This is a genomic window from Rhodoferax sp. (genome assembly GCF_025354435.1).
In the GTDB taxonomy this organism is placed as follows: domain Bacteria; phylum Pseudomonadota; class Gammaproteobacteria; order Burkholderiales; family Burkholderiaceae_C; genus Rhodoferax_B.
The window spans coordinates 27,678-52,566 of sequence record NZ_JANXMU010000008.1; the positions used below are offsets into that span (position 1 = coordinate 27,678).

Consider the following 24,889-nt stretch of genomic DNA (forward strand, 5'->3'; position numbering starts at 1 on the left):
AAATCGCTCCCTCCCAGAAAGAACCCCGATAGACCATGACCGACACCGCTTCCACCGCTCCCGCCCAGCCCGGCTTGCAATCCCTGTCCAAATCGTTCGAACCCGCCGCGCTGGAAGCGCACTGGGGACCGGAATGGGAGCGGCGCGGCTACGCCACGGCGGGCTACCGGGGCACGGGCCAGGCCAAAGCCGGCGTGGAGGCCTTTGCCATCCAGCTGCCGCCCCCCAATGTGACCGGCACCCTGCACATGGGCCATGCCTTCAACCAGACCATCATGGACAGCCTGGCACGCTACCACCGCATGCAGGGCCACAACACCGTGTGGGTGCCCGGCACCGACCACGCGGGCATCGCCACGCAGATCGTGGTGGAGCGCCAGTTGCAAGAGCAAAAGATCAGCCGTCACGACCTGGGCCGCAAGAATTTTGTTGAAAAGGTGTGGGAGTGGAAGGAAAAGAGCGGCAACACCATCACCACCCAAATGCGCCGCATGGGCGACAGCGTGGACTGGGAGCGCGAATACTTCACCATGGACCCCAAACTGTCCAAAACGGTGACCGAAACCTTTGTACAGCTGTATGAGCAAGGCCTGATCTACCGCGGCAAGCGCTTGGTCAACTGGGACCCGATCCTGCAAAGCGCGGTGAGCGACCTGGAAGTAGAAAGCGAAGAAGAAGACGGCTTTATGTGGCACATCAGCTACCCCCTGGCCGACGGCTCGGGGGCGCTGACGGTGGCCACCACCCGCCCGGAAACCATGCTGGGCGACGTGGCGGTGATGGTGCACCCCGAAGACGAGCGCTACATCCACCTGATCGGCAAGATGGTGAAGCTGCCTTTGTGTGACCGCGAAATCCCGGTGATTGCCGACGACTACGTAGACAAGACTTTTGGCACCGGCGTGGTCAAGGTCACGCCCGCGCACGACCAGAACGACTACGCCGTCGGCCAGCGCCACAAGCTGCCCATGATTTGCGTGCTGACGCTGGATGCCAAAATTGAGAGCAATGCGCCCGCAGCCTACATTGGCCTAGACCGCTTTGTCGCCCGCAAAAAGATCGTCGCCGACCTGACCGAACTCGGCCTGCTGGTCGAGACCAAAAAGCACAAGCTGATGGTGCCCCGCTGCACCCGCACCGGCCAGGTGATCGAGCCCATGCTGACCGACCAGTGGTTTGTCGCCATGAGCAAGGTCAGCCCCCAGGACCCGACCGGCAAATCCATCACCCAAAAAGCAATCGACGCAGTGCAGTCTGGCGAAGTCCAGTTTGTGCCCGAAAACTGGGTCAACACCTACAACCAGTGGATGAACAACATCCAGGACTGGTGCATCAGCCGCCAGCTCTGGTGGGGCCACCAGATTCCAGCCTGGTACGACGAAGACGGCAAGGTCTACGTGGCCCGCGACGAGGCCGAGGCGCAGGCCCAGGCACCCGGCAAGACGCTCAAGCGCGACGAAGACGTGCTGGACACCTGGTACTCGTCGGCGCTGGTGCCCTTCAGCACCATGGGCTGGCCCGAGAAAACGCAAGATTTTGACCTGTACCTGCCCTCCTCCGTACTGGTGACCGGCTACGACATCATCTTCTTCTGGGTCGCCCGGATGATCATGATGACCAAGCACTTCACCGGCCAGGTGCCGTTCAAGCACGTCTACATGCACGGCCTGGTGCGCGATGCGCAAGGCAAGAAGATGAGCAAGTCCGAAGGCAATGTGCTGGACCCGGTCGATCTGATCGATGGCATTGCCCTGGCCCCCTTGCTGGACAAGCGCACTGTGGGTTTACGCAAGCCCGAAACCGCCCCCGCCGTGCGCAAGAACACCGAAAAAGAGTTCCCTGAGGGCATCCCCGCCTTTGGGGCCGACGCGCTGCGCTTCACCTTTGCGTCCCTGGCCTCGCTGGGCCGCAACATCAACTTCGACAGCAAGCGCTGCGAGGGCTACCGCAACTTCTGCAACAAGCTGTGGAATGCCACCCGCTTCGTGCTGATGCAGTGCGAAGGCCAGGACTGCGGCGTGCTGGAAGACCAGGCCGATGGCTACCTGGACCTGAGCCAGGCCGACCGCTGGATCGTCTCCAAGCTGCAGCAGGCCGAGGCCGATGTAGCCAAGGGCTTTGCCGACTACCGCCTGGACCTGGTGGCCAACACGATTTACGACTTTGCCTGGAACGAGTTTTGCGACTGGTACCTGGAAATCGCCAAGGTGCAGATCAACACCGGCACGGATGCCCAAAAACGCGCCACCCGCCGCACCCTGATCCGCACGCTGGAAACCTTGCTGCGCCTGGCGCACCCGCTGATTCCGTTCATCACCGAAGAGCTGTGGCAGAAGGTGGCACCTGTGGCCGGTCGTGCGGGTGAGTCGATCAGCATCGCCGTGTACCCCGTGAGCCAGCCCGAGCGCATCGACGAGGCAGCTATTGCACACATCACCAAGCTCAAGGGTCTGGTGGATGCCTGCCGCAACCTGCGCGGCGAAATGAGCGTCTCGCCCGCCACCCGCATGCCGCTGTACTGCGTGGGCGATGCCGAGTTCATGCAGTCGGTGGCACCGGTGTTGCAGTCGCTGGCCAAGCTGAGCGAAGTCAAGCTGTTTGACGACGAAGCCGCCTGGCAAGCCGCCGCGCAGGCCGCCCCCACCGTGGTGGCCGGCGACGCACGCCTGTGCCTGCACATGGAGATCGACGTGGAAGCCGAGAAAGCCCGCCTGGGCAAGGAGGCCGCCCGTCTGGAAGGCGAAATCGCCAAGGCGCACAACAAGCTGGGCAACGAAGCCTTTGTCGCCAAAGCCCCGCCCGCCGTGATCGCCCTGGAGCGTGGCCGCATCACCGACTTTGGCGCGACGCTGGAACGCCTGAAAGAGCAGTTGGCGCGCCTGGGCTAAGCCCTTCGCGGCGACGCACCATCGTCACAATCGAGGGCTAGCATGGCGCGCTTCTTAACCCAGGAGTAGTGCATGTCCTCGATCCCGTTTCTTCCCCGTTCCAACCTTGTGGTGGTGGCCACGGCCCTGAGCTTGGGTGCCTGCAGCATGCTGCCGCCCCAGCGTCTGGCCACGCTGACCGGCCAGGCACCGCTGGTGATTGCGCACCGGGGGGCATCGGGCTACCTGCCGGAAGAAACGCGCGAAGCCTACCTGCGCGCCATTGCACTGGGTGCCGACGTGATCGAGATGGACATCATCGTCACCAAAGACCGCCAGCTCATCGCCCGCCACGACCCGAACCTGGCCATCAGCACCGATGTCGCCAAGCACCCAGAATTTGCAGCGCGCAAGAAGACCATCCAGATCGACGGCGAAACCCAGACCGGCTGGTTCAGCGACGACTTTACGCTGGCCGAAATCAAAACCCTGGGGGCGATCTCTACCGACGCAGAACGCCCACAGCAGTTCAATGGCCAGTTCAAAGTGATTACCTTCGAGGAGGTGATTGAGCTCGCCAAGGCCCAGTCCATCGCCACCGGCCGCAGCATCGCCATCTACCCAGAAACCAAAAAACCCAGCTACTTTGCAGCACTGGGAATACCGATGGAAGACCAGTTTGTGGCCACCATCGTCAAGGCTGGCTGGAATAGCAAAACCGCACCCATCTTTGTCCAGTCCTTCGAACCCAGCAGCTTACAGTACATGAAGAGCAAAGGCCTGCAGACCAAGATGGTGCAGTTGATTGATGGCGACAGCGTAGACCTGCGCACCGGCCAAGTCACGTTCAAAGCCCCCAGCGACCGCCCCTACGACTGGACCATGGTGGGTGACAAGCGCAATTTCGATGCCATGCTGACCCCTGCGGGCTTGGCAGAAATCAAAACCTATGCCGATGGCATCGGCCCGTGGAAGCGCTACATCATCAGCGTCAAAGGCACCATCGGTGCCGATGGCAAGCCCATGGACATGAATGGCGACGGCAAGGTCAACGACGCGGACGCTACGTCTATGGCGCCAACCAGTTTGGTAGCCGATGCGCACAAGGCCGGGCTGTTCGTGCACCCCTTTACCTTCCGCAACGAGTCACGCCGCCTGGCGATGGACTACCAAAAGGATGGCACGAAAGAATACACAGCCATCTTTAATACAGGGGTAGACGGCGTATTTACCGACTTCACCGACACCGCTCTGGCTGCGCGCAAGGCCTGGATGCCGTAAAACTCAGCGGCGGCGCAGCACGTGGATGTAATCAGTGCCTGCGGTTTGCTGGTCCACCAGCTCGTTGCCGGTTTGCTTGGCAAAGGCCTGGAAGTCGCGCACCGAGCCCGCGTCGGTAGACACCACCTTGAGCAACTGGCCGCTTTGCATGTCGGTCAGCGCCTTTTTGGCCTTCAGGATGGGCAGCGGGCAGTTCAGGCCGCGGGTGTCGATTTCTTTGTCTGTCTGCATGGGGCGGGTGTCCTAAGATGGATTTTGATTTTAGTGGCTGGAACTCTCAACCGGGTTGGGCAGCATCGGCTCCATGAACTGCGGCTCAAAGCCCCGCCCACGCAAGAAATCCGCCATGGCATAGCCGGTCCCGGCGGGCCAGCACTTCACGTCGGCCGGGTCGTATAGCCGGTAATCCACCAGCTCGGGCGACAAGCGTACCTCGCCATGGGCGACGGCGTGGTAGACGATCAGCACTTGGTTCATGCGCTGAAAGTCGTACACGCCCACCAGGTTCAGCGCCGAGGTCTGCAGGTTGGTTTCTTCCTGGATTTCGCGGGCAATGCCCTCTTGTGGGGTTTCGCCCGCCTCCATGAAGCCGGTGATCAGCGCGTACATGGCGTTGGTCCAGGCCACGTTGCGCGCCAGCAGGATCTGCCCACCGTATTCCACGATGGCCCCCAGCACCGGCGTGGGATTGTTCCAGTGCGTGAAGTCGCAGGCCGGGCAGCGCAGCCGCTGCTTGGGGCCGCCGTCTTCCAGCTGGCTGATCAGGGCCAGCGGCGTGGCGCACTGGGGGCAAAATTTGAAGGCTGAGGGCATGGGTTCAATTTTTAACAATACTACAAAAATAGTAGCTACTAGCGTATATAGAACATACGCTAGAGCCACTTTTTCTATAAATTTCTAAGCCGGAAAAACGCCGGTGGACAAATACCGATCGCCCCGGTCGCAGACGATGAACACCACCGTGGCATTGGTTTCGCGCTCGGCAATCTGCTGCGCCACCCAGCAGGCCCCGGCGGCAGAGATGCCCGCAAAAATGCCCTCTTCGCGCGCCATGCGGCGGCACATTTCCTCGGCATCGTCCTGGCTCACGTAGGCCAGTTCGTCCACGTGCGACGGGTCGTAAATCTTGGGCAAATAGGCCTGCGGCCATTTGCGGATGCCGGGGATGCGCGAGCCCTCGCTGGGCTGGGCACCAATGATGCGGATGGCAGGATTTTTTTCTTTCAGGAACCGGGACACGCCGGTGATGGTGCCGGTGGTGCCCATGGCGCTAACGAAATGGGTGATCTGGCTCTGGGTATCGGCCCAGATTTCCGGCCCGGTGGTCTCGTAATGGATGCGCGGGTTGTCGGCGTTGGCGAACTGGTCCAGCACCCGGCCCTTGCCCTCGCGCTGCATCTGGTCGGCCAGGTCGCGGGCGTATTCCATGCCGCCGCTCTTGGGCGTAAGGATCAGCTCGGCCCCGAACGCCTTCATGGTCTGGGCGCGCTCGATGGACAGGTCCTCCGGCATGATCAGCACCATGCGGTAGCCCTTGACCGCCGCGGCCATGGCCAGCGCAATGCCGGTGTTGCCCGAGGTGGCCTCGATCAGGGTGTCGCCCACGCTGATTTCGCCACGCTCCTGCGCCCGCTGGATCATCGACAAGGCCGGGCGGTCTTTCACCGAACCCGCCGGATTATTGCCCTCCAGCTTGCCCAGCACCACGTTGCCACGCTCGGCATTCACGGCTGCACCAATGCGCTGCAGCGCCACCATCGGGGTTTTTCCGATGACATCTTCAATTGTTGGATATTTCATACCCTGCACTGTGCCATAATACTGGTCTTGCTTCTGCATTGCCCGGGTGGTGAAATTGGTAGACGCAGGGGACTCAAAATCCCCCGCCGAAAGGCGTGCCGGTTCGATTCCGGCCCCGGGCACCACATTTAAGGCCGCACACTTCCACAAGTGTGCGGCTTTTTCTTTTTCCCCTCTGAAAACCCCTTATGTCACGTGCGTAAGCGTGCATGGAAGTATGCCTACATCCGGGGGCACTTGGGGGCACATTTGGGGGCAGAAAATTGGAAAGTGGGGGCACATGGTACTTTTGGGGGCATCTCCAAAGTGCCCCCGCAAGGCACCTTGGGCAAGGTCAGAAATTGGGCATTGGGAAATGCAAGGCCGGGGCCGCTTGCCCCTATGCATCCAACCCTCAGGGGGTAGTTTTCACTTTCTATAAAAGTTTGGGTAACCGTTCGGTTTCCGCTGGGGCCGCCTTGACTTTTGACCCGCCCCACCCCACGGGCTTGCCTCATCACTTAACCCCCTTGGGCACACAGTGAAACACTGGCTGGGCACGATTCGAATTACCCGTACTCAGAACATGCCAGGAGGACCCAAACAGGGGGGGCCTGTCAAGCCGCATGTCAAGCAATCCAATTTGCCAGCCGCTAACGCAATTTCGGGATCTTTTAGCCCCGTGTGGGGAATGCCCCTGAAAGGACCCGCTGGGGGTGGGGGGGGCCATGCACCACCCTGCCGGTAGGACGGGAATAGCCCGCAAGCCACCGCTGACAGGCCATCGCACTGCACACCTCTATTTCACCACCAAGCTGCCCCGCCACGCTATGCAAAGACGGCAGGGCCAGCAGCCCACCCATGACGGGCCAAAGCGCACACAGCCCCAGCTCCAAGATGTGCAAGTGATTGCCGCAAGGGCAGGCATTGCATCCCTACTTGTAACTAAACCGTGAAACTTCATTGGCCCGAAACATGAGCCACCAGCATTCGAAACAGGCACGACATGCCCGTTTTGAGCCCATGCAATGCGCGCACACGCGCCCGGTAGCTACCCCGTTTTATAGGGAACGTAGGGAACGGTTGCTAAAAACACACGTAAGCCAATGATTTAAAACAACAAAATCGTTCCCTACAGTACCGGGAACGGCGACGGTTTTACCGGGAACGTAGGGAACCAGAACCTCCATTTATGCCGCATTGTGAAAAATAAACCAATTTCAAGGGTTTACCCGCAAAAACACACACTCATCTATTGGTGCGGCATGCGCGTGTGGTCGTGATTTTCGGCGCGTGAATGTTCTCAGCACGCCGCCCCCCAGCGGCCCGACGTGTAGCTCATTGTTTGTAACAAAACGACTGCAACCTTTTCGGATGGAGAGCGGCAGCAGCCACCGTTGAAGCCTCAGGTCAAACCGTGGTGGTCTTTTCGATGGGAGAGCGGCAGCACCTGACGGGGAAGCCCTAGGCCAAACCGTGGTGGTCTTTTCGGACGGAGAGCGGCAGCGGCCACCAGGGAAGCCCTAGGCCAAACGGCTGCAACCTTTTCGGTGGGAGAGTGGCAACGACAACCGTTGAAGCCTCAGGTCAAACCGTGGTGATCTTTTCGGACGGAGAGTGGCAACGCCCACCGTTGAAGCACTAGGTCAAACCGTGGTGGTCTTTTCGGTGGGAGAGTGGCAGCAGCCACCGTTGAAGCGCCAGGTCAAACCGTGGTGGTCTTTTCGGTGGGAGAGTGGCAGCACCCGACGGGGAAGCCCTAGGCCAAACCGTGGTGGTCTTTTCGGACGGAGAGCGGCAGCGGCCACCAGGGAAGCCCTAGGCCAAACGGCTGCAACCTTTTTGGACAGAGAGCGATAACGCCCACCGTTGAAGCACCGGCTCAAACCGTGGTGGTCTTTCGGACGGGGAGCGGCAGCGGCCACCAGGGAAGCCCCAGGCCAAACGGCTGCAACCTTTTCAGGCGGAGAGTGATAACGCCCACCGTTGAAGCACCAGGTCAAACCGTGGTGATCTTTTCGATGGGAGAGCGGCAGCACCCGACGGGGAAGGCCCCGGTCGGGAACAGCTTACACGTCCAAGCTGTAAACCCCTGCCGTGACACGGTAGCAGCGCACACCGCTGGCCCCCATGCCGGGCAGCTTGGCTTTCATGCTGAAACGGCCCGGCTCCGACGGGGAGACGGTCAAACAACCCAGCTCCAGCAGCAGGCGACACACGGCCTCGGGGTCAAAGCCCTTGCATACCTCGGACTTGAACACCTCGGGCAGCACATAGAACTCGCTGGTTGCGTCTTCTATGAACTCTGGCGGCGTGCCCTCGCCGTACATCACCTGGTGCTGATTGTTGGTCTTGATGTTTGACCCGCCGGAGTCGATCAGCATGCGAAAGCCCGCCCGGTTCAACGTCTTGGCGCTGTGGTCATCCATGGCCCGGTGGAACCAGGTAAACCGGGCCTCACCTTGGGTCTCAAAGAACATACGGACCTGGCGCAGCATGGCTGCCCGTTCGCTGTTGCCCGCCCCGCCACGCGCTTGCAGCCAGGTGCCAAGGCACGTCTGCACTGCCCAGGTAGCGGTGCCCTCGGGCCAGCCCGTCAGCCCTTGCTGTGTGGCCAGCTCGCCCGCAGCCGCCACGAGGGCAAAGCGCTTGACGGCACGTCGCACCTGGCCCTCTGCACCAGGTGGAACTAGTTGCACCTCTATGCCGTCCATCAGGGCTTCCAGCCGGGGGCGCAGGGTAGCGATGTTGGCCACCAGCCATTCCAGCCAGGCGCGGCCCGCCGTGCCGTAGCGTTTGGCCGCATGCGTCTGCACGTGGTTAGAGAAGTCGTGGCCAGTGTCGAAATGGTGCAGCTTCTCCAACGACGTGCCCGGCTCCACCTCGGCCGGAATGGTGATAAGCCGCACCTCCTGCCCGCCCTTGATCTTTTTGCCCACACTGTCCATGTGCTCTGCTGGGCTGACCTCACCCGTGGACAGGTACAGCACCCGCCACGTGGCCACCGGGCGGTTACCGCCTTGGGCCTGGCCACGGGCCTTGCCCATGCCGTCGGCCAGCATGTAGGCGGCTTCGCCCATTTTGTTGGGATCCATTTGGGCCAGCTCGTCCAGGATCAGCACGCCGTCGCTGTGCTGCTCGGCCAGGCCTTCCAGGCTGGTTTCGGTGGTTTTCCATTTTTGGATGTAGGTATCGCCATCGCGTTCACTGGCTTTGCCCCATACGCTGGCGGCCAGCAGCAGGCCGGTGGTCTTGCCCACGCTACTGGTGCCCTTGTAGTGAAAGCCCCCGCCCGACGTACCCGGTGCCCAGGCCAGCAGCGGCCCGGCAAAGGCCACAGACACGGCCAGGGCAAGGCGGCTATTGCCGATACACAGGCTGCTTAACTGCTCTTGCCACAGGGCCAAACTACCCCGCTGCGCGTAGCGTGCGCCCCGGCCCTTGTCGTTGTAGAAAATGACTTTCTCGCCATCGGTGTTGCCCAGGGTTTCGCCGGGCAGCACGTAGCAGGTATTGGCCCCATCGCCGAACCAGCCCACGCGGGAGGTATGGCGCATCAGGGGAAGGTTTTTGCGGGTCAGCAGGTACTGGGTTAGGTAGGCCCGGTATGTGGCCACAGTGGGCGGCTTAAAGCCCATGCCCAGCAGAATGGTGCGGTAGCCCGTGCCATCGCCCGACAGCATGGCCATGGGCATCAGCCAGCGGCGGGCCTTGGCCCGTCCGGTGTCGAATTCCAGCAGCAGGGAAACATTGTTGTTGTCGATGTCGCTGACCTCACCCAGCACGCGCAGGGCATCGCATATGCGCTTGGGTGCGCCGTTGCCATCGTCGCCGGGCGGTGTGTACCACAGGCCGGATTCATCGCACAGAAAGCGGTCCAGGGGCACACGCACGCCGTCGCTGGCCATGCCGTCGGCATCGCTACCGGGGGCTACCAGGTCAGCACCAGGTGCATTGCGGCGGGCTGGCCCCTTGCCTGGTTTGGGGGGCTTGGGCGGCTTGGATGTGGCGGGAGTGGGGTCGGTCATGGCTTGCTGCTGCTGCGCCCGGTGGTGGTCGATTGCGGCCTGCACGATGCGGCGCACCGTGTCCAGGCCGCGGGCGGCGTGCAGATCGTTAAAGTCGCTGCCGCCATCGGGCAGCAGGGAGGGAAATACGGCAATGCCTTGCACGGCCTTGGCCGCAGCGGTGGCTTTGTCGCGTCCGGGGTTGTGGCCTTTGGTGGCGAAGGTCTGCACATCGTCATCGCCGCACAGCACCATCAAAGTAGCGGGGTATTGCTGGCGCAAGGCTTTGGACACTGCGGCCAGGTTGCCCGCATCGAAGGCCACGGCGCAGGGGTAGCCAGTGGCTTCAAACAGGCTGGCGGCGGTGGCGTAACCCTCGGCCACCAGCAGCACCGCAGGCGGTACAGGTAGGCCACTGGGGTCGATCTGGGGGGCTGGCTGCATGCCGGTAGCGGCATCGCCCACAGCCCCGGCCAGCACCTCGCCAGCAGCCCCCAGCCAATGCCACAGCCCAGACTTGCGGCCACCCTTCAAAAACAGCTTGTCGGGGCCACCATCGTCGGGCTTGGCCGGGGCGATACGTTGGATGTTCCAGAGCTGGCCAGCGACATCGCACACGGGCACAAGCAGCCCCCCAGACGCATCAAAACGCACGCCGTGGGGCAGTACGCCCTTGCGGTTCAGGTAAGGACTGTGGCCCGTGGGGCTGGCCTGCGCCCACCGGGCAGCGGCATCGGTGGCGGCGGCTGCATGGGCGGCATTGATGGCCGCTTGCTCGGCCTGCAGGCGTTCGGCCTGGTGCTGCTTTTGCAGGGCCACCGCCTCGGCACTGGGTGGGGTGGCTGCCTGGTTGGGCTTGGGTATCTCGAAGCCGTGCTCTTTGGCACGGTACAGCAGCGTGTTAATGCGCACCCCGCCACCGGCCTTGATGCTGCGCCACGTACCCGCTGTGGCGCGGGCATTGAAGCCTTCGGCGGTCGCGCTCCAGTCGGTGAACAGGTCGCGGCCCGTATCGTCTGGATACTCGCTCTTGATGGCCATGCCGATCTTGGCCCAGTCGTCGCGGGGAAGATTGGCAGGGATGTACAGCAGGGCGGCGCGTACCAGGTCGGGGGTGATTTGGGTTTGCATGGGTCGGTTCAATCAGTGCAGCCGCCGCGTGAAGCCCGCCCGCAAAACAGCGGGTTGCCCTGGCTCAGATTCGGCCAGCAGCGCGCCCGTGGTGGGGTCGTACACCGCCACCACACCCGGCCATGCGGCGCACACGGTGACGGCCCCGGCCCCCTTACCCATGGTCTTTTTGACAATGGGGCTTTTGATGCACGGGGCGATAAAGTTGGCAGCACGCTCCAGCAGGTTGACGCTGTAGACATTTGCCCGGCGGGCTGCATCATCTACCGCATTGGGCACGGGGGCAGCAGCACCACCGGGATGGGCTTCGTTGCCGTCGATGTGGTGGTTCACTGGGTCAAGCTGGTGGAACAGGATGGCGGTTTTCTCGGCCTCGAAGGCCGTGGCTGCATCCCGCTTTTGCTCGAAGTCTTGGAGCCGATTCAGCAGCCCCCGTGCCTCAGACGGCGACAGGCCGCACCGCTTGTTTACCCGTGCGGCCAGTTGCTGGCGTGCCGTGGTGTAGGCCGCAAGGGCGGCGGCTTTGCGGGCGGTGTGGACGGATTCCGCAGCCTCCATAACGCGGGCAATGTAGGCGCAGTAACCCGCCACCTCCCAATCAGGCACGGGGTGGCGCACTTGCTGTGCCAACTGCCGCGTGGCATCGCCGTTGCAGCGCATCGCGGACAGCTCAGCGACCCGGCTGGCCTCGTATGTGGGCAGCAGCGCATGGAGTTGCTGTACCTCAGTGGCGCTCATGCCCTCGCCTTCCAGGGCAAAGCCTAAAAGGGGTAGTGCAATTGCCCGATAGGCGGTGTCTACCGTGTCGGACACGTCGGCATGTGCACCGATGTCGATCTCTACTTCCAGCGCCAGGGCGGCAAGGGTGGCGGCGTATGTTTGGGCGGCGGCGGTCATTACACGGCCCCCGTGTTGATGCGGTCCTGCACCCACTGCAAAACAGCGGCCTCGGACCACGCGGCCATGCGCCGGGTGATATTGATGCACTTGGGAAACTTGCCCTCTTTCATCAGCTTGTAGATGGTGGATTTTTTGCAGCCGGTGGTGGCCTCTACATCGGGTAGGCGCAGCAAGCGGCCCCGTGGTGGGATGTGGCGGGGCGGTTCAGTCGGGGGCTGGGTGGTGGGTACAGATTGCAAGGTCATGGTTTGGGAGTCCTAAAGGGTCGCTGGCATCCGGGATGGTTTGCTCTGGCGATGTAGAGACTGTCCCAGCAGGCATGCCCTGAAATCAAATGTTCAGGGGTCGTGCCAGTGCGCTAAGAGCTATGAACGTGCGTGTTTATTCAGGCTTTGTTCAGGGGGTGAATAACCGCCTACGCTGCTTTTTTGCTGTTGCTGCTACCCAAACCAGAAAATAGAGTTGCCGCCTTGGGTGCTTTGACCTTCAATAGCTCTGTGATTCGTTGGGGCTTTACGTTGTAGCGCCGCGCAGCATTCGCCTTGCCGCCACGCTTATGGCTTTCGTCGTAGGCTCTGATCTCTGCCCGCAGGCTGTCTATTGCACCGGGGGCCGTCCAATCGTTGGGCTGTGCAAGCTGTACGGAATCCAGAACGCCTACCGCCGCGGCCTCAGCCGCCTGCACCACCCCATAGCCCCAGAGCGCACGCGCCTTGGCGACAGGGATGGCCAGCCGGGAAATCGCACTTCTCACATCGTCCAGCGGGTGGAATACAGCCATGCGTGCGGACGAGGATTTAAGAGACGGTGCACCCCGTATGAGGCGCAGCAAAAACGGTAGGTCCGGCTTGTCGGGTAAGGATCCGGGAAGTAAGAATTTGACCCCATGGAATCGCCCTTGATGCGGCATAGCCCAGCCAGGCGACCCACTAGGCTCAACTGAAACCGTTGCATGTAGATGCACAGATTCCGCATAGTCACCTACCCGCACACGGTAAAGCCAGTCCATCTCATCCGTCGGCAGGGCCCCGCATAACACCTCTGCCGCTGCCGCAAGGGGAATGGAACGGGTTTGCTCCAGCCAGCGCAGCAGGTCAGCCAGCCGCACCAGTTGTCCGCCGTTGCCTTCTTTGTAGGCCATGAAGCCCAGCGGGGCATGCAGTAGCCAGTCTTGGGGCGGGTCGATAGCGGCGGGGGCTGTGCCGTAGCCCCATAGGTCAAACGCACTTGCCAAGGGCACGGCAAGGGTGCGCAGCAGGCCAAGCAGAAACGCATCATCAGGACACGACTGCACAAAGTCCCCGCGTGCCTTGCCCGCAGGCGATGCGGCGGCAACCTCAGCCAGCCGCACAATCGCCCGCTCATGCCTCGATTGCGCATCCGTCTCAGGATTTGCCAGCCCCGGCCACACGCGGTCCCATGCGTCGGCCACGCCACGGGCCACCGTTTCCGGGCTGGAATCGGCCTGCACTTCGGGCAGGTATTGCCAAAACCCACTCAATGCGGCGTTGACCTGGTTGCCGATTACCAGCGGCTTTGCATGGGTGCGGGCATTGACCACGTACAGCAGATGGGCCATCCGGCCATCGTCTTGCACCAAGGCAGAAAACACCGTTTGCAATGCAGTGTCGCGGGGTTCTTTGGTAGCCAGCCAGCACAGCACATCCTCCAGCCGGGCAAGCCGCCCCGCGTCGGTTTTGTCGCTACGTAGCAAGCCGTAATCACTGGTGGCTAACCAGTCCCCCAGTGGGGGCGTGGCAGTGGCTGGATGACCCACAGGAGGTGGGGCGGCTGGTTTGGTCATGGGGTGGGCGTTGCGTGGGTTGGTGTTGGTGTAGTCCCCCGCCCGGCGGGGTTGACGGGCGGGGTGGGGCTAGGCCGTCCCGTCTGCGGGCCTCAGCGCAGATTTTTAGCTATGTTTTTCTGGCTCCATCCCTCGATGGATTCGCGGGTCCATCGCTTTGTGCGCTTACCCAAAACCAATGCAGGCCGGGGAAAATCCGCCCGTTTACTGATTCGGTCTACAACTTCGCGGTACGGCACTTGCAGGGCGGCGGCAATATCGGCGGCGGCCAGCAGCTCAATCATTTGTCAAACTCCCCAAGCTTTAGGCGAATCTCGAAATTTGCCTCTTTCGCTATTACGGCCATACCCCGCAGGCCGTCGATCTGGCTGGCCAGTGAAAACAGCTGTTCGGAGACACCTTCTTTGCTTTGGAAGCTGCCTACGGTGCCATCAACGACGACAACGCAAGCCAAGCTTTCCACCCAGCCAGCCAGGTGCATGGCTTGCGTGGCCACGTGGCTGCTTGCGCCGTCGGCAAACCATTGCAGCGTGCGTACATCCATCGACGGGCGGGCCTGGTCCCAAAGCAGGGACAAGGCAGACGCTGGGCGAAAAACCTCAAATCGTTCTAAGTCTTTGGCGGTGCTCATACTGCCTCCTCTGTACTTGGGATAGCTTCGAGTTTGCGCAAGTTGACGAGGTGGTCCAAATACTTTTGCATGCAGGCATAGGCAGTTTCTATTTCCGGCTCTTGATCTCTCATCTCTAACTTGGCTATCAGCAGGGAAGCCATGGAAAGCAGTACGCTGCCATAGACGAGAGACATATCCGGAGGGGTTGGTGCTACGGCCTTTTCTGCCCACTCGTAGGCCTTTTCTAGGTCTACATCCTGGGTGTTCAGCTCAGACGTGGCACTCAGCAGGCAGGACATGGCCAGGCGCTTGGCGTTGGCCTGGTCGAAGGCGGCGATGGTGTCGGGTGCGGTGCTCATGCTGTAGCCCCCTTTGCAGCCATAACGATGCCGTGGGCCTTTCGCTCGATTTCCAGGGATGCAGTGCGGGCATCCCAGCGGCGGCGCTGCACGTCATCCGTGTGGTTGCAGCCCACGGCCTCGGCGCTGCAATTGATGGCGTTGGCGGCATCCCCTGCACGGGCGTGGATGATGCCCAAAGCGTGGGCTATCACTTCGGCGTTGGTGCAGTACCGGGGGCTTTCCAGAGCAACCAGCACCAGGGATGCAATGGCTTGGATTTCATTGAACGCGGCGGCGGCGTAGCCGTCCATCTCGTTAACCGCAATGCGCAGGGATTCGATGGAGTCGCCCAGGTCGGGCCGTGGGCTGGATTGGGTTTTCATGGTTCACCCCTCCAGTGTCGAAGTGGTGGCGCAGGCATGCTTTAGCAGGCTCAGGGCACGGTTTGCGCGGCCCGTGGCGGCTTGCAACAGGGCCGGGGTAGCGTCGGGGTGGCGCACGAAATACAAGGCCGTGGACAGGGCGTTTTCGATGGCCTGTTGGCGTTCGATTTCGATGGGCGCAGCAGCGCGGGGGCTGTGCAGGGGTATTACTTTGGTCATGGTTCAGCCCCCTACTTTCTGCATGCGGGGCTGCACCTTGGCACGGCTGCGCAGGCTGCGAATACTGGATGCACAGCCCTTGCTGATTCCAAACTCTTTGGCAATGTCTGTGATGCGTTTGGGGCTGTGCCGAATGGCCAGCACGTCGGCCTCTGATAGCTTGGTGCGGGGCAGTCTGAAACCGCTTGCTGTGCGGCCATGTGCGGCGCGGTCGCAGGCGTTTTGGGCTGCGTCACCCAGATACAGATGGTAGGGGTTGACGCACTGGGCATTGCCGCATGCATGCAGCACCAGGGCGGGGGCTGGAATGGCCCCGCAGAACAGGCGGTAGGCCAGCCGGTGGCCCCGCGACTTGCTGCCCTTGCCATTGGCCACAAAGGGGTAACCGCTGGCATCGTGTTGCAGGTGGGGCGTGAGAAAGCAGGTATCCCGCGATAGGCCGGGGAAGGTCGATTGCATGGCTTCGTTCTCCGTGTCGAGACAAAAAACCATCCAGTGCGCTTTTCTGGCGTGCAGGATGGACGTAAGGTGGAGAAAACATGGAACACGCCATGCTGCCGCCCTTACGGGTAGGCAACACCTTACGTCCAAAACCATAAATTTTGGGCGTAACAAAACCCGGCTTTAGGTGCGGGTAAGAACCTCGTGTTCACTGACGGTGTTTTCTGCACCAGCCCCGTAAATCGGGGATGCGCGAATTATGGCAGCAGATTGGCGGGGTGGGCTGATTTTTGTGCCCCCCTTGTCGATCACGCTGCCGGACTGCATTGCACCAGGTGGCAGAAGTCAGCAGCCACCGTTGAAGCACCAGGTCAAACGGCTGCAACCTTTTCGGACGGAGAGCGGCAACGGCCATATGGGAAGCACCTGGTGGGGCAGCAGTCAGCCGCCCGGTTCGATGTACGTGCGGTGCAGCCGCTTTATGTCCAGCATGGCCCCCAGGTACGCGGGAACCCATGCAGGGATGGGCGTTTGTGCATTTGCCCAGCGGGAGGGGGTTTGCTTAGTTACCCCGGACTTGCGGCAAAAGTCGGATTGCTTCCAACCCAGGTCAGCCAAAGTGGCGGTGAATTCGTCAGGACTCATGGTGGCATCGGTGATGGGTGTTTTCATGGTGCATCAGTGTAGTGCAGCAGTTCCCTATTGAGTACGTACGATGCGATTACGTACGCTTAGTTAACATAACGCCCGTCGTATAAAGTAGACAAAATGAATAACTTTGTACTCATTAAGGAAATATTCAATCGAATCAGGCACTTACGCAATAGGTATTTCTGCCCAAAATTTAAGCATCCAACAGATACGCGTTTGCAGAAAAGTTATCCACAGGCGGGATTCTGCGCAGTCGGCACCGGCCCGGCGGATGACGGGTAATTTGGTGGGGGCTACCGGCGTTGCGGTGTAACGGCTGGTGGGCACTGGCTGCAGGGGCAACCGGCACACGCTGCACAGGGCCGGGGGCTATCTGGTGGCCACGGGAGTGCATGCCTAACTTTTCTCGCAGAGCCACAGGCCGCACCTTACGGACGGGGCTCAACAGCCGCATATCTACTGCCGTCAGCACGTGCACTTCGCCAGCGTCATCCATGAGCGGGCGGTGCGTGTTCAATCAACAGCCCCAGGGGCAGGCTGTACTGTGGTGTCTGGGGGCTGCTACCCCCTGACGCGGGCGCGGGCAACGTCACCCAGTGCCGCAGACAGACACAGGCCCATATCGGCATATCAGCCTCTCGGGTGGGAACGACTGGGGGAAGTGCACGCGTCTGCACACGCCACGCCAACCCCGACAGTGTTCGTCTAGGGTATACCTCAGACGGACTGCGCAACCTGCCCGCAAAAGCGTTCGGATAGGGTGGTAAATCGCTTTGTTGGACGGTTTCCATGTTGGGCCTTAGAACCTATCCGAACACTTTGCCCACGTCTGCACCCATGCCGCTGGTGGACGGGGCCGGTGGAGCCATCCAAGCGCCCAATTCCAGCAACGTGCGTACAGCTCCAAACAGGGGGCTACTTCGCCAATCAGCAGCGCACCGGACCAATAGCGGACTGACCACGGCGGCACGGCTTGTCCAGGGCACGGGCCAGCACGTCCAAGGCGTGGCCCACCACCGATCAGCAATACCCGAATCGACGGCCCGCGCCCACCAGGTCGAAGCCCACCAGCCCGCCCCCATCAAGTGGCAACCCACCGCCGGGTCGAACTGGTAGCCGGGCATGGGTGGCCAGCAGCCCAAAAAACAAGCCCCAGCAAAGGGCTACAGACAAGGCAAAACCCGATGGGAAAAGGGAGTCAAAAACCAATGGTTAATACTTATATAGATAGAGAATTTTTCATATCTTGAAATATATAGTGTTCCGTTCCCTATTGGTTCCCTATAAGTTCCCTACTGGTTCCCTACTGTTCCCACCGCCTTATCCTCCGCAAACCCGCATGGATGCTGGGTTCTTGGAATCTGTTCCCGGCGTTCCCTACGTTCTCTATGACTTTTGGCTCTAGCCGTGAATGCTTTTTCTGAAAACGGGCGCAAAAAAACCGCCGGGTGGGTGCTGCGGGGCGGTGTTAGGTGGGGGTCGGTACTGGTGCTGGGGCTCTCAGGCGGCACGTTGGGGCAGTTGCACCACGTTGCCAGCCTTTCGCCCGTCCAGGTAGTCAGCCCACCACTGCATCAGCCGCGTACGCTCCTGCATGTACGTGGTGCGGTGGTAGGCGGCACGTATTTCGTTCTGCTCTTTGTGAGCCAGCTGGCGCTCGATCACATCAGGGTTCCAGCTGTGTTCGTTCGCCACCGTGGAGAACAGCGCCCGGAAGCCGTGGGCCGTGGCGGTGTTCTTGTAGCCCATACGGGCAAGGGCCGAATTGAAGGTGTTTTCACTGAGCGGCTTGCTGCGGTACACGGGGCTGGGGAACACCAGCGCACTGTCGGCGCTCAGCGTCTGCATGCTGGCCAGCACCTCAAGGGCCTGTTTCGACAACGGTACACGGTGTTCGCTGCGCATCTTCATGCGTTCGGGCGGGATGGTCCAAAGGGCCGCGTCCAGGTCAAACTCTGCCCAGCGTGCGCCGCGCACCTCACCGGGCCGCGTGGCAGTCAACATCAGCAGGCGCAGGGCGTGCGTGGTGTGGGGGTCGCCCTCATAGGCTTCCAGCTTGGCCATGAAGTCGGGCAGCTCTTTATCAGGCAAGGCGGCACGGTGTTGCACCTCGCGGGGCTTGAGTATTTCGGAGGGCACCAGGTCCAACATCGGATTGCTTTCGATGCGCTCATGCGTCACAGCCCAGCGGTACACCGACTTGACCCGCTGCAACACCCGGTTGGCCTGGTCGCCCGCGCCGCGTGCCTCGATCTTCTTCACCGCCGCCATGACTTCACCCGCCTTGATGGATGCCATAGGGCGTGCCCCCAGCGTTGGGAAAATGTCGGCATGCAGTGATGCACGGATGCGGCCCATGGTTTCAGCCTCCCAGCGGGATGCCTGGTGCACCAGCCAATCGAGGGTGACGGCTTCCAGCGTGTTCACGGCTTCATGCGTGGACTTGGCTTTTTCAGCCTTGCGCACCTGGCCGGGGTCGTCGCCAGCTTCTAGGACCTTGCGTGCATCGGTGGCCAAGTCACGGGCGGCCTTGAGACCCACCGCCGGATAGACACCAAAGGCTAGGCGCTTCTCTTTGCCGCCGTGGCGGTACTTCATGCGCCAGTACCGCCCGCCTGCCTTGGTCAGCTCCAGGTACAGGCCTGCGCCGTCGAAATGCTTGCCGGGTGTCTTGAGCGTTCGGAGCAATGTGTCGCTGAGCTTCATAGCTATATATCCAATTCATTATGAAAAACAAACGTCTTACGCCTTTTCACGTCCACCACAAAGCAATTGGGGGCACATTTGGGGGCACATCCAGCACTTTTGAAAACTCTACCATTGATTCATAACGATTTTTTTGAACAGTGCGGGAGCGGCCCCGGCACCACATCCTAAAAACCCTTTGACTCCACCGAGTCAAAGGGTTTTTTTATGCCCCTACATTGCTGTAGTTTCTGAATTTTCATAAAATACTGAAAATTCAAAAGAAACACACTATGAACCTGCCTCCCCTTACCCAGCGCTTCGTTTTGCATTTTGGCGAAATGGGCAGCCGCTGGGGTATCAACCGCACCGTGGGGCAAATCTATGCCCTGCTGTTTGTGTCGGCCAAGCCGCTGAACGCCGACGAAATTGCCGAAGGACTGGCGTTTTCGCGCTCCAATGTCAGCATGGGGCTCAAGGAGCTGTCGTCATGGAACCTGGTGCGCTTGCACCATCTGCCCAATGACCGGCGCGAATACTTTGAGACCCCCGGCGACGTGTGGGCCATCTTTCGCACCCTGGCGGCCGAGCGGCGCAAGCGCGAGATCGACCCCACGCTGACCATGCTGCGCGAGGCGCTGATGGAGCGGCCCGCGCTGGCCGAAGACATCCACGCCCAGTCGCGCATGAAGGAAATGCACGATCTGATCGAGCTGGGCACGTCCTGGTTGGACGATGTGCAAAAGATGGACTCCGCCTCGCTGGCCAGCCTGCTGAAGATGGGTTCGCAGGTAAAGAAACTGCTCGAAGTCAAAGAGCGGGTCAAAAAAGTATTCAAAACCACGCCCTCGGAAGGAACCACATGATGGAAGCCCTCGACCCGGTCGTGCTGGCCCGCATCCAGTTTGCGGCCAACATGACTTTTCACATCCTGTTTCCCACCATCAGTATTTCGATGGGTTGGGTGCTGTTTTATTTCAAGACCCGGTATACGGCCACCCGCGCACCGCACTGGATGGATGCCTACCAGTTCTGGGTGAAGATTTTCGCGCTGACCTTTGCGCTGGGCGTGGTCAGCGGCATCACCATGAGCTTCCAGTTCGGCACCAACTGGCCGGGCTTCATGCTCAAGGTGGGCAATGTCGCCGGGCCGCTGCTGGCCTACGAGGTGCTGACGGCCTTCTTTTTAGAGGCCACCATGCTCGGCATCATGCTGTTTGGGCGGCACCGGGTGAGCGAACGCATGCACACCACCGCGACCTTTCTGGTGGCGGCGGGCACTACCTTGTCGGCGTTCTGGATTCTGGCGCTGAACTCGTGGATGCACACCCCGGCAGGCTTTGCGATGATCGACGGCAAGGCCCATGTGACCAGCTGGCTGGAGGTGATTTTCAACCCCTCTTTCCCCTACCGCTTCAGCCACATGCTGCTGGCCTCGGGGCTGACATCGGCCTTTTTGCTGAGTGGCATCAGCGCCTTCCGCTGGCTCAAGAACGACCGCGGGCTGGAGGTGATGGCCGGGCTGCGCACGGGTTTGACCATTGCGGCCTTCTTGATCCCGGTGCAGATCGTGGTGGGCGACATGCACGGAGTGAACACCTTGCACCACCAGCCCGCCAAGATTGCCGCCATGGAAGGCATCTGGAAGACCGAGCGCGGCACGGCTGCAGTGTTGTTTGGCATACCCGATGCGGCCACGCAGAGCAACAAGTTCGAGATCGCCATCCCCAAACTGGCATCCTTCTACCTCACCCACGACTGGAACGGCGAGGTCAAAGGTATCGATGCCTTTGGCGACAAGCATCCGCCCGTGGCCCCGGTGTTCTTCGCGTTTCGCATCATGGTGGGTGTGGGCCTGCTGATGCTGGCCGCGAGCTGGACGGGCGTGTGGCAACTGCGCCGCCAGGGGCAGCCCCGGCCCTGGCTGGCCAAGGGCCTGGTGGCCATGACCTTCATCGGCTGGGTCGGGCTGATTGCGGGCTGGTATGTGACTGAAATCGGCCGCCAGCCCTGGCTGGTGCAGGGCGTGATGACGGCGGCCGAAGCGGCCTCCACCGTGCCCTCCGCCGCGATTGCCAGCACCCTGGTGGTCTATTTGCTGCTGTACGTGGTGCTGATCACCGCCTACATCTCGGTGGTGTTCCACATGGCCCGCAAGGCCTCGCTGCACGCCCAACCCGGCTACCCCCACATTGACCGCCGTATGGAGACCCAACATGCCTGACCTGATCAACAACTTTGGCCAACCCGAGGTCTGGCTGCCGGTCGTCTTCGCCCTGGTGATGGCCCTGGCCATGCTGGCCTATGTGATTTTGGACGGCTACGACCTGGGCGTAGGCATCCTGCTGCGCAAGCCCAACAACGCCCAACAAGACGCGATGGTCGCCAGCATCGGCCCGTTCTGGGATGCCAACGAGACCTGGCTGGTGCTGGGCGTGGGCGTACTGCTGGTGGGTTTTCCGGTGGCGCACGGCATGATTTTGGGCGCGCTGTACCTGCCGGTGGCCCTGATGCTGGTGGCGCTGATGCTACGCGGCGTGGCGTTTGACTTCCGCGTCAAGGCGCGGGACGAGCACAAGCGGCTGTGGAATATGGCGTTCCATGTGGGCTCGGTGCTTGCGGGCTGGTCACAGGGTTTCATGCTGGGCTCGATGATCACCGGCTTCGTCAATGACACGGCCAGCGTGCTGTTTAGCAGCCTGATCGGTCTGTGCCTGCTGGCCGCCTACGCGCTGCTGGGTGCGGGCTGGCTGATCATCAAAACCGACGGTGCGCTGCAGCTGATGGCCGTGGGCTGGGCGCGGCGCAGCCTGTGGATGACTGGGCTTGGCGTGCTGGCCATTTCGGTGGCCACGCCCTGGGTAAGCCACAGTATCTTCCTGAAATGGTTCAGCTTTCCCAACGTGATTTTGCTGCTGCCCATCCCCGTGGCCACGCTGGTACTGTTCTACACCATCTGGCGCAGCCTGAGCCGCTTGCCGGTGCGGCTGGCGCAGGGCAATGAGTACGGCATCGGCGTGCCCTTTGGTGCCACCGTGGGCATCTTTTTGCTGGCCTTTTACGGCCTGGGCTACAGCATCTTTCCCTGGCTCATCATCGACCAGGTCACCATCTGGCAGGCCGCCAGTTCGCCCGAGGCGCTGATGGTGATTTTTTACGGCGTGGCCGTGGTGCTGCCGGTGATCATTGCCTACACCGTGTTCGCGTACCGGATTTTCTGGGGTAAGTCCACAGAACTAAAATATTGATGAAATAGGCATTAAGCGTATGTAATGCATACGCCAGTAGCTATTTATTTAATAGCAAACCTGCACCAGACCAAAGTTAACCCTGCCAGCACTGGACAAGCTTGTGGATAAGCTGGGAAAACCACTGTATGCCCGGCTTAAGTACTTGTTTTTAAAGACTAAAGCTTGTAGTGCCTAAAAAATAGGCAAGGTGCATAAATAGCCTAGGCGGCAGAATTCGCCTACCATGGGTCGGCTCTGTTGCATGCCGCGTAACCCGTTGAACTGGAAATTTTTTTATGACCATCCGCTCTGCTGTTTGGCTGGCTTTAGCCGCCCTCGCCCTTTCGGCCTGCGCCACCAAGTCCACACCCTCGGGTCCGGCGCTGGAAGGCCGCCTCACCGCCTTGCGCTGGACGCTGCAATCGGCCACCGACGGCCAGGGGCAGCCCATCGCCGCACTGTTTCCACGTGCCGACCCGCGCTTTACGGTGGAATTCAAAGACGGCCGCGTAGGTATCCGGGGCGGCTGCAACGCCATGGGCGGCAACTACCAGATCGACGCGGCCAACCAGCTGCAAGTGGGGCCGATGATGTCCACGCGCATGGCCTGCGCAGACGGGCTGATGGAGGCTGACCACGCCCTCAGCGCCCTGCTGGCCCAGCGCTTACGCGTCCAGTTAGACGAAAGCCCGGCCCCGACACTGCGGCTGGTGTCGGCCGATGGGCAGACACTGGTGTGGGCGGGTGTGCCTGCGCCTTGAATGCTACGATTTAAGCAGCATATTACGCAGATGGAATATGCGCTAGAGGCCTATTTCACCCTTAACTTCAGGCACTGACCGGTAGCGACTCCGCACGGCGGTGCTTGACGATCAAACGCTCGGGCGACAGGTACTGCGGCAGGTACACATCAAAAGGCATGGTGTCGGCGGCTTCGATGGCCTTCTGAGCGGCGACCGATGCGGTGGTCATCGCTTCAAAGCGGCTTTGCTGCTCGGCACTGAACGGCAAATCCAGCAAGTGCTGACGGGTTTGCAGCGACTGGTGCGCGATGAAGGGCACGAACGAGCCGCACTCGGTTCCCTGCATGGCGGCCAGCACGCGGGCCGACGACAGCAGGCTGGGGTCGGCCAAGGCGGCATCGGCAGCGGCCAGCGCATCGCTGTACAGCGTACCGCCGTGGGCGGCATCCAATGCAGCGGCGATGGGGCGGCACTGGGCCACCAGGTCGCTGCCCCACTCGGCCAAGGGTACTTCCTGGCCTGCGCGCTCCAGCGTCAGGCCGGGCTCGCGGCCCCGGGCGGCCACACGGTGCTGGTTGTGCGCCAGCTCGGTGATTTCCTGCGGGCTGTCGGGCGGGCTGTCGCTGAGTAAACAGTGCAGCAAAAACACGTCGATAAAGCGCATGGTCTGGGCGGTGATGCCGACCGGCACAAACGGGTCCAGGTCCAGCAGGCGCACTTCCACGTACTCCACACCGCGCTCGCGCAGGGCGTGCAGCGGGCGCTCGCCGGGGTAGATCACGCGCTTGGGGCGGATGGTGCCGTAGAACTCGTTTTCGATCTGCAACAGGCTGGTGGCCAGCTGGTTGTAGTCGCCGCCAGTGCCGCGCACACCCACCGCCTTGTAGGCCGGATACGGGCGGGTCAGCGCGTCTTGCAGCGAAGCGCCGTAGCCTTCCAGGCTGTTGTAGCTCACGGCCAGCGAAGCCTGGGCATCGCTTTGGTAGCCGAGACGGCCCATGCGCAGCGAGGTGCCGTGCGGCATGTACATGGTGCGGTCATTCAGCTCCTGCAGCTCGTGCTGGCGGCCGGCCACAAAGCTGGAGCACACCGCAGGCGACGCGCCAAACAGGTACAGCAGCAAGAACGCGTGGCGGCGAAAGTTGCGAATCAGGCCAAAGTACTCTTCGCTGCTGACACCGGGCAGCGACCAGTTGTAGTGGATGCCCGAGATGGTCTGCATGCGGCGGCCGTAGCGGTGGCCCAGGCCCATGCGGTAAACGCTCTTGGCGCGGCCCACGTTGGAGCTGCCATAGCGGCCAATCGGAATGGTTTCATCGGTGGGCAGGCCGCAGGGCATGCTGGACACCCAGAGCATTTCGTCGTCACCCTGGGCTTGCAGGGTGCGGTAGGTGAACTGGTGCACTTCGGTGAGCTCGTCCAGGCAGGCTTCCACGCCCTTGTGCACGCCGGTGATCAGTTCCACCTGGGATTCGCTGAAGTCGGTGGTGATGTGCGGGTGCGTCAGGGCCGAGCCGAGTGCTGCCGGGTGCGGCGTGAGGGCCAGGCTGCCGCTGGGCTGGGCGCGCAGGCTTTCCTTTTCCAGGCCACGGCGGATGCCCTGGAGCCGTTCGGGCGCGAGGGCCTGCAGGCGTTCTAGCAATGCGGCGGAGGGGGTGGAGCTGCTCATCTTGGGTATCCGTTAATGTGAAGTAACTTTCATGGCTCGGGGTGCTCTGCACCCGAGTCTGTGAAAGTTAGGGACAAGACACAGCGCCCAAACCCTGGGCGGCTCGCCCACGGTCTGGGCACTGCATCCAGTCGTACATAAATCT

At 61.5% G+C, this 24,889-nt stretch carries 23 protein-coding genes and 1 tRNA gene; 8 read left to right on the plus strand and 16 right to left on the minus strand.

The genetic code is table 11. The features are described from left to right. Nucleotides 1-35: 35 nt before the first annotated feature. Nucleotides 36-2,888 carry a valine--tRNA ligase gene (locus Q0T48_RS02110; protein ID WP_295951732.1) on the plus strand — a complete coding sequence of 951 codons (2,853 nt, stop codon included), beginning with the start codon at nt 36-38 and terminating at the stop codon, nt 2,886-2,888. Nucleotides 2,889-2,960: 72 nt separating this feature from the next. Next, entirely contained in the window at nt 2,961-4,148 is a 1,188-nt protein-coding gene (locus tag Q0T48_RS02115; protein WP_295951735.1) for a glycerophosphodiester phosphodiesterase, read from the plus strand. 3 nt (nt 4,149-4,151) lie between these two features. On the opposite strand, the gene Q0T48_RS02120 is transcribed toward Q0T48_RS02115, so the two are convergent. The 3 genes from Q0T48_RS02120 to cysM form a co-directional block, all read right to left on the minus strand. Then, a complete protein-coding gene (locus Q0T48_RS02120) occupies nt 4,152-4,379 on the minus strand; it encodes a sulfurtransferase TusA family protein (RefSeq protein WP_295951738.1) in 228 nt (75 codons plus the stop codon). Between the two features lie 30 nt (nt 4,380-4,409). Then, nucleotides 4,410-4,961 carry an NUDIX hydrolase gene (locus Q0T48_RS02125; RefSeq protein ID WP_295951741.1) on the minus strand — a complete coding sequence of 184 codons (552 nt, stop codon included), beginning with the start codon at nt 4,959-4,961 and terminating at the stop codon, nt 4,410-4,412. An 84-nt stretch (nt 4,962-5,045) separates the two neighbouring features. Continuing rightward, nucleotides 5,046-5,948: a cysteine synthase CysM gene (cysM, locus tag Q0T48_RS02130; protein ID WP_295951742.1), complete on the minus strand. Its 903-nt coding sequence runs from the start codon at nt 5,946-5,948 to the stop codon at nt 5,046-5,048. A gap of 40 nt (nt 5,949-5,988) precedes the next feature. Here cysM and Q0T48_RS02135 point away from each other — a divergent pair. Beyond that, nucleotides 5,989-6,073 (plus strand) — tRNA-Leu (locus tag Q0T48_RS02135). Between the two features lie 1,923 nt (nt 6,074-7,996). Here the strand turns inward: Q0T48_RS02135 and Q0T48_RS02140 are convergent. From Q0T48_RS02140 to Q0T48_RS02190, 11 genes are all read right to left on the minus strand, one after another. Next, on the minus strand, nt 7,997-11,065 hold the full coding sequence (locus Q0T48_RS02140; protein ID WP_295951746.1) for a DUF927 domain-containing protein: 3,069 nt from the start codon (nt 11,063-11,065) through the stop codon (nt 7,997-7,999). 12 nt (nt 11,066-11,077) lie between these two features. After that, entirely contained in the window at nt 11,078-11,962 is an 885-nt protein-coding gene (locus tag Q0T48_RS02145) for a hypothetical protein (RefSeq protein WP_295951748.1), read from the minus strand. After that, nucleotides 11,962-12,210 carry an AlpA family phage regulatory protein gene (locus tag Q0T48_RS02150; RefSeq protein WP_295951751.1) on the minus strand — a complete coding sequence of 83 codons (249 nt, stop codon included), beginning with the start codon at nt 12,208-12,210 and terminating at the stop codon, nt 11,962-11,964. The genes Q0T48_RS02145 and Q0T48_RS02150 overlap by 1 nt, the downstream gene beginning before the upstream one ends. 170 nt (nt 12,211-12,380) lie before the next feature. After that, nucleotides 12,381-13,769: a hypothetical protein gene (locus tag Q0T48_RS02155; RefSeq protein WP_295951754.1), complete on the minus strand. Its 1,389-nt coding sequence runs from the start codon at nt 13,767-13,769 to the stop codon at nt 12,381-12,383. Nucleotides 13,770-13,861: 92 nt separating this feature from the next. Beyond that, nucleotides 13,862-14,053, minus strand: coding sequence for a hypothetical protein (locus Q0T48_RS02160; protein WP_295951757.1), 192 nt, complete (start codon nt 14,051-14,053; stop codon nt 13,862-13,864). Further along, nucleotides 14,050-14,400, minus strand: a complete 351-nt coding sequence (locus Q0T48_RS02165; protein ID WP_295951760.1) for a hypothetical protein — start codon at nt 14,398-14,400, stop codon at nt 14,050-14,052. The genes Q0T48_RS02160 and Q0T48_RS02165 overlap by 4 nt, the downstream gene beginning before the upstream one ends. Then, nucleotides 14,397-14,741 (minus strand): hypothetical protein, encoded by a 345-nt coding sequence (locus Q0T48_RS02170; RefSeq protein ID WP_295951761.1) that lies wholly within the window; start codon nt 14,739-14,741, stop codon nt 14,397-14,399. Before Q0T48_RS02170 ends, Q0T48_RS02165 begins: the two co-directional genes overlap by 4 nt. Continuing rightward, nucleotides 14,738-15,106 carry a hypothetical protein gene (locus tag Q0T48_RS02175; protein WP_295951763.1) on the minus strand — a complete coding sequence of 123 codons (369 nt, stop codon included), beginning with the start codon at nt 15,104-15,106 and terminating at the stop codon, nt 14,738-14,740. The genes Q0T48_RS02170 and Q0T48_RS02175 overlap by 4 nt, the downstream gene beginning before the upstream one ends. Nucleotides 15,107-15,109: 3 nt before the next feature. Next, nucleotides 15,110-15,325 (minus strand): hypothetical protein, encoded by a 216-nt coding sequence (locus Q0T48_RS02180; RefSeq protein WP_295951764.1) that lies wholly within the window; start codon nt 15,323-15,325, stop codon nt 15,110-15,112. A 3-nt stretch (nt 15,326-15,328) separates the two neighbouring features. Beyond that, nucleotides 15,329-15,784 carry an HNH endonuclease signature motif containing protein gene (locus Q0T48_RS02185; protein WP_295951767.1) on the minus strand — a complete coding sequence of 152 codons (456 nt, stop codon included), beginning with the start codon at nt 15,782-15,784 and terminating at the stop codon, nt 15,329-15,331. A gap of 423 nt (nt 15,785-16,207) precedes the next feature. Further along, nucleotides 16,208-16,438 (minus strand): hypothetical protein, encoded by a 231-nt coding sequence (locus Q0T48_RS02190; protein WP_295951769.1) that lies wholly within the window; start codon nt 16,436-16,438, stop codon nt 16,208-16,210. Nucleotides 16,439-17,236: 798 nt separating this feature from the next. Here Q0T48_RS02190 and Q0T48_RS02195 point away from each other — a divergent pair. Then, on the plus strand, nt 17,237-17,533 hold the full coding sequence (locus Q0T48_RS02195) for a hypothetical protein (protein WP_295951772.1): 297 nt from the start codon (nt 17,237-17,239) through the stop codon (nt 17,531-17,533). A gap of 384 nt (nt 17,534-17,917) precedes the next feature. On the opposite strand, the gene Q0T48_RS02200 is transcribed toward Q0T48_RS02195, so the two are convergent. Further along, the gene (locus Q0T48_RS02200; protein WP_295951775.1) at nt 17,918-19,123 is read right to left on the minus strand and encodes a tyrosine-type recombinase/integrase; all 1,206 of its coding nucleotides are present in this window, start codon (nt 19,121-19,123) and stop codon (nt 17,918-17,920) included. 272 nt (nt 19,124-19,395) lie between these two features. Here Q0T48_RS02200 and Q0T48_RS02205 point away from each other — a divergent pair, with 272 nt between their 5' ends. From Q0T48_RS02205 to Q0T48_RS02220, 4 genes are all read left to right on the plus strand, one after another. After that, the gene (locus tag Q0T48_RS02205; RefSeq protein ID WP_295951779.1) at nt 19,396-19,968 is read left to right on the plus strand and encodes a GbsR/MarR family transcriptional regulator; all 573 of its coding nucleotides are present in this window, start codon (nt 19,396-19,398) and stop codon (nt 19,966-19,968) included. Then, nucleotides 19,965-21,326 (plus strand): cytochrome ubiquinol oxidase subunit I, encoded by a 1,362-nt coding sequence (locus Q0T48_RS02210; RefSeq protein ID WP_295951781.1) that lies wholly within the window; start codon nt 19,965-19,967, stop codon nt 21,324-21,326. Before Q0T48_RS02205 ends, Q0T48_RS02210 begins: the two co-directional genes overlap by 4 nt. Beyond that, entirely contained in the window at nt 21,319-22,350 is a 1,032-nt protein-coding gene (locus tag Q0T48_RS02215; RefSeq protein ID WP_295951783.1) for a cytochrome d ubiquinol oxidase subunit II, read from the plus strand. Before Q0T48_RS02210 ends, Q0T48_RS02215 begins: the two co-directional genes overlap by 8 nt. A 278-nt stretch (nt 22,351-22,628) precedes the next feature. Further along, entirely contained in the window at nt 22,629-23,093 is a 465-nt protein-coding gene (locus tag Q0T48_RS02220) for an META domain-containing protein (RefSeq protein ID WP_295951786.1), read from the plus strand. Nucleotides 23,094-23,160: 67 nt separating this feature from the next. Here the strand turns inward: Q0T48_RS02220 and gshA are convergent, their stop codons facing one another. Next, on the minus strand, nt 23,161-24,744 hold the full coding sequence (gshA, locus tag Q0T48_RS02225; RefSeq protein WP_295951789.1) for a glutamate--cysteine ligase: 1,584 nt from the start codon (nt 24,742-24,744) through the stop codon (nt 23,161-23,163). Nucleotides 24,745-24,889: the final 145 nt, after the last annotated feature.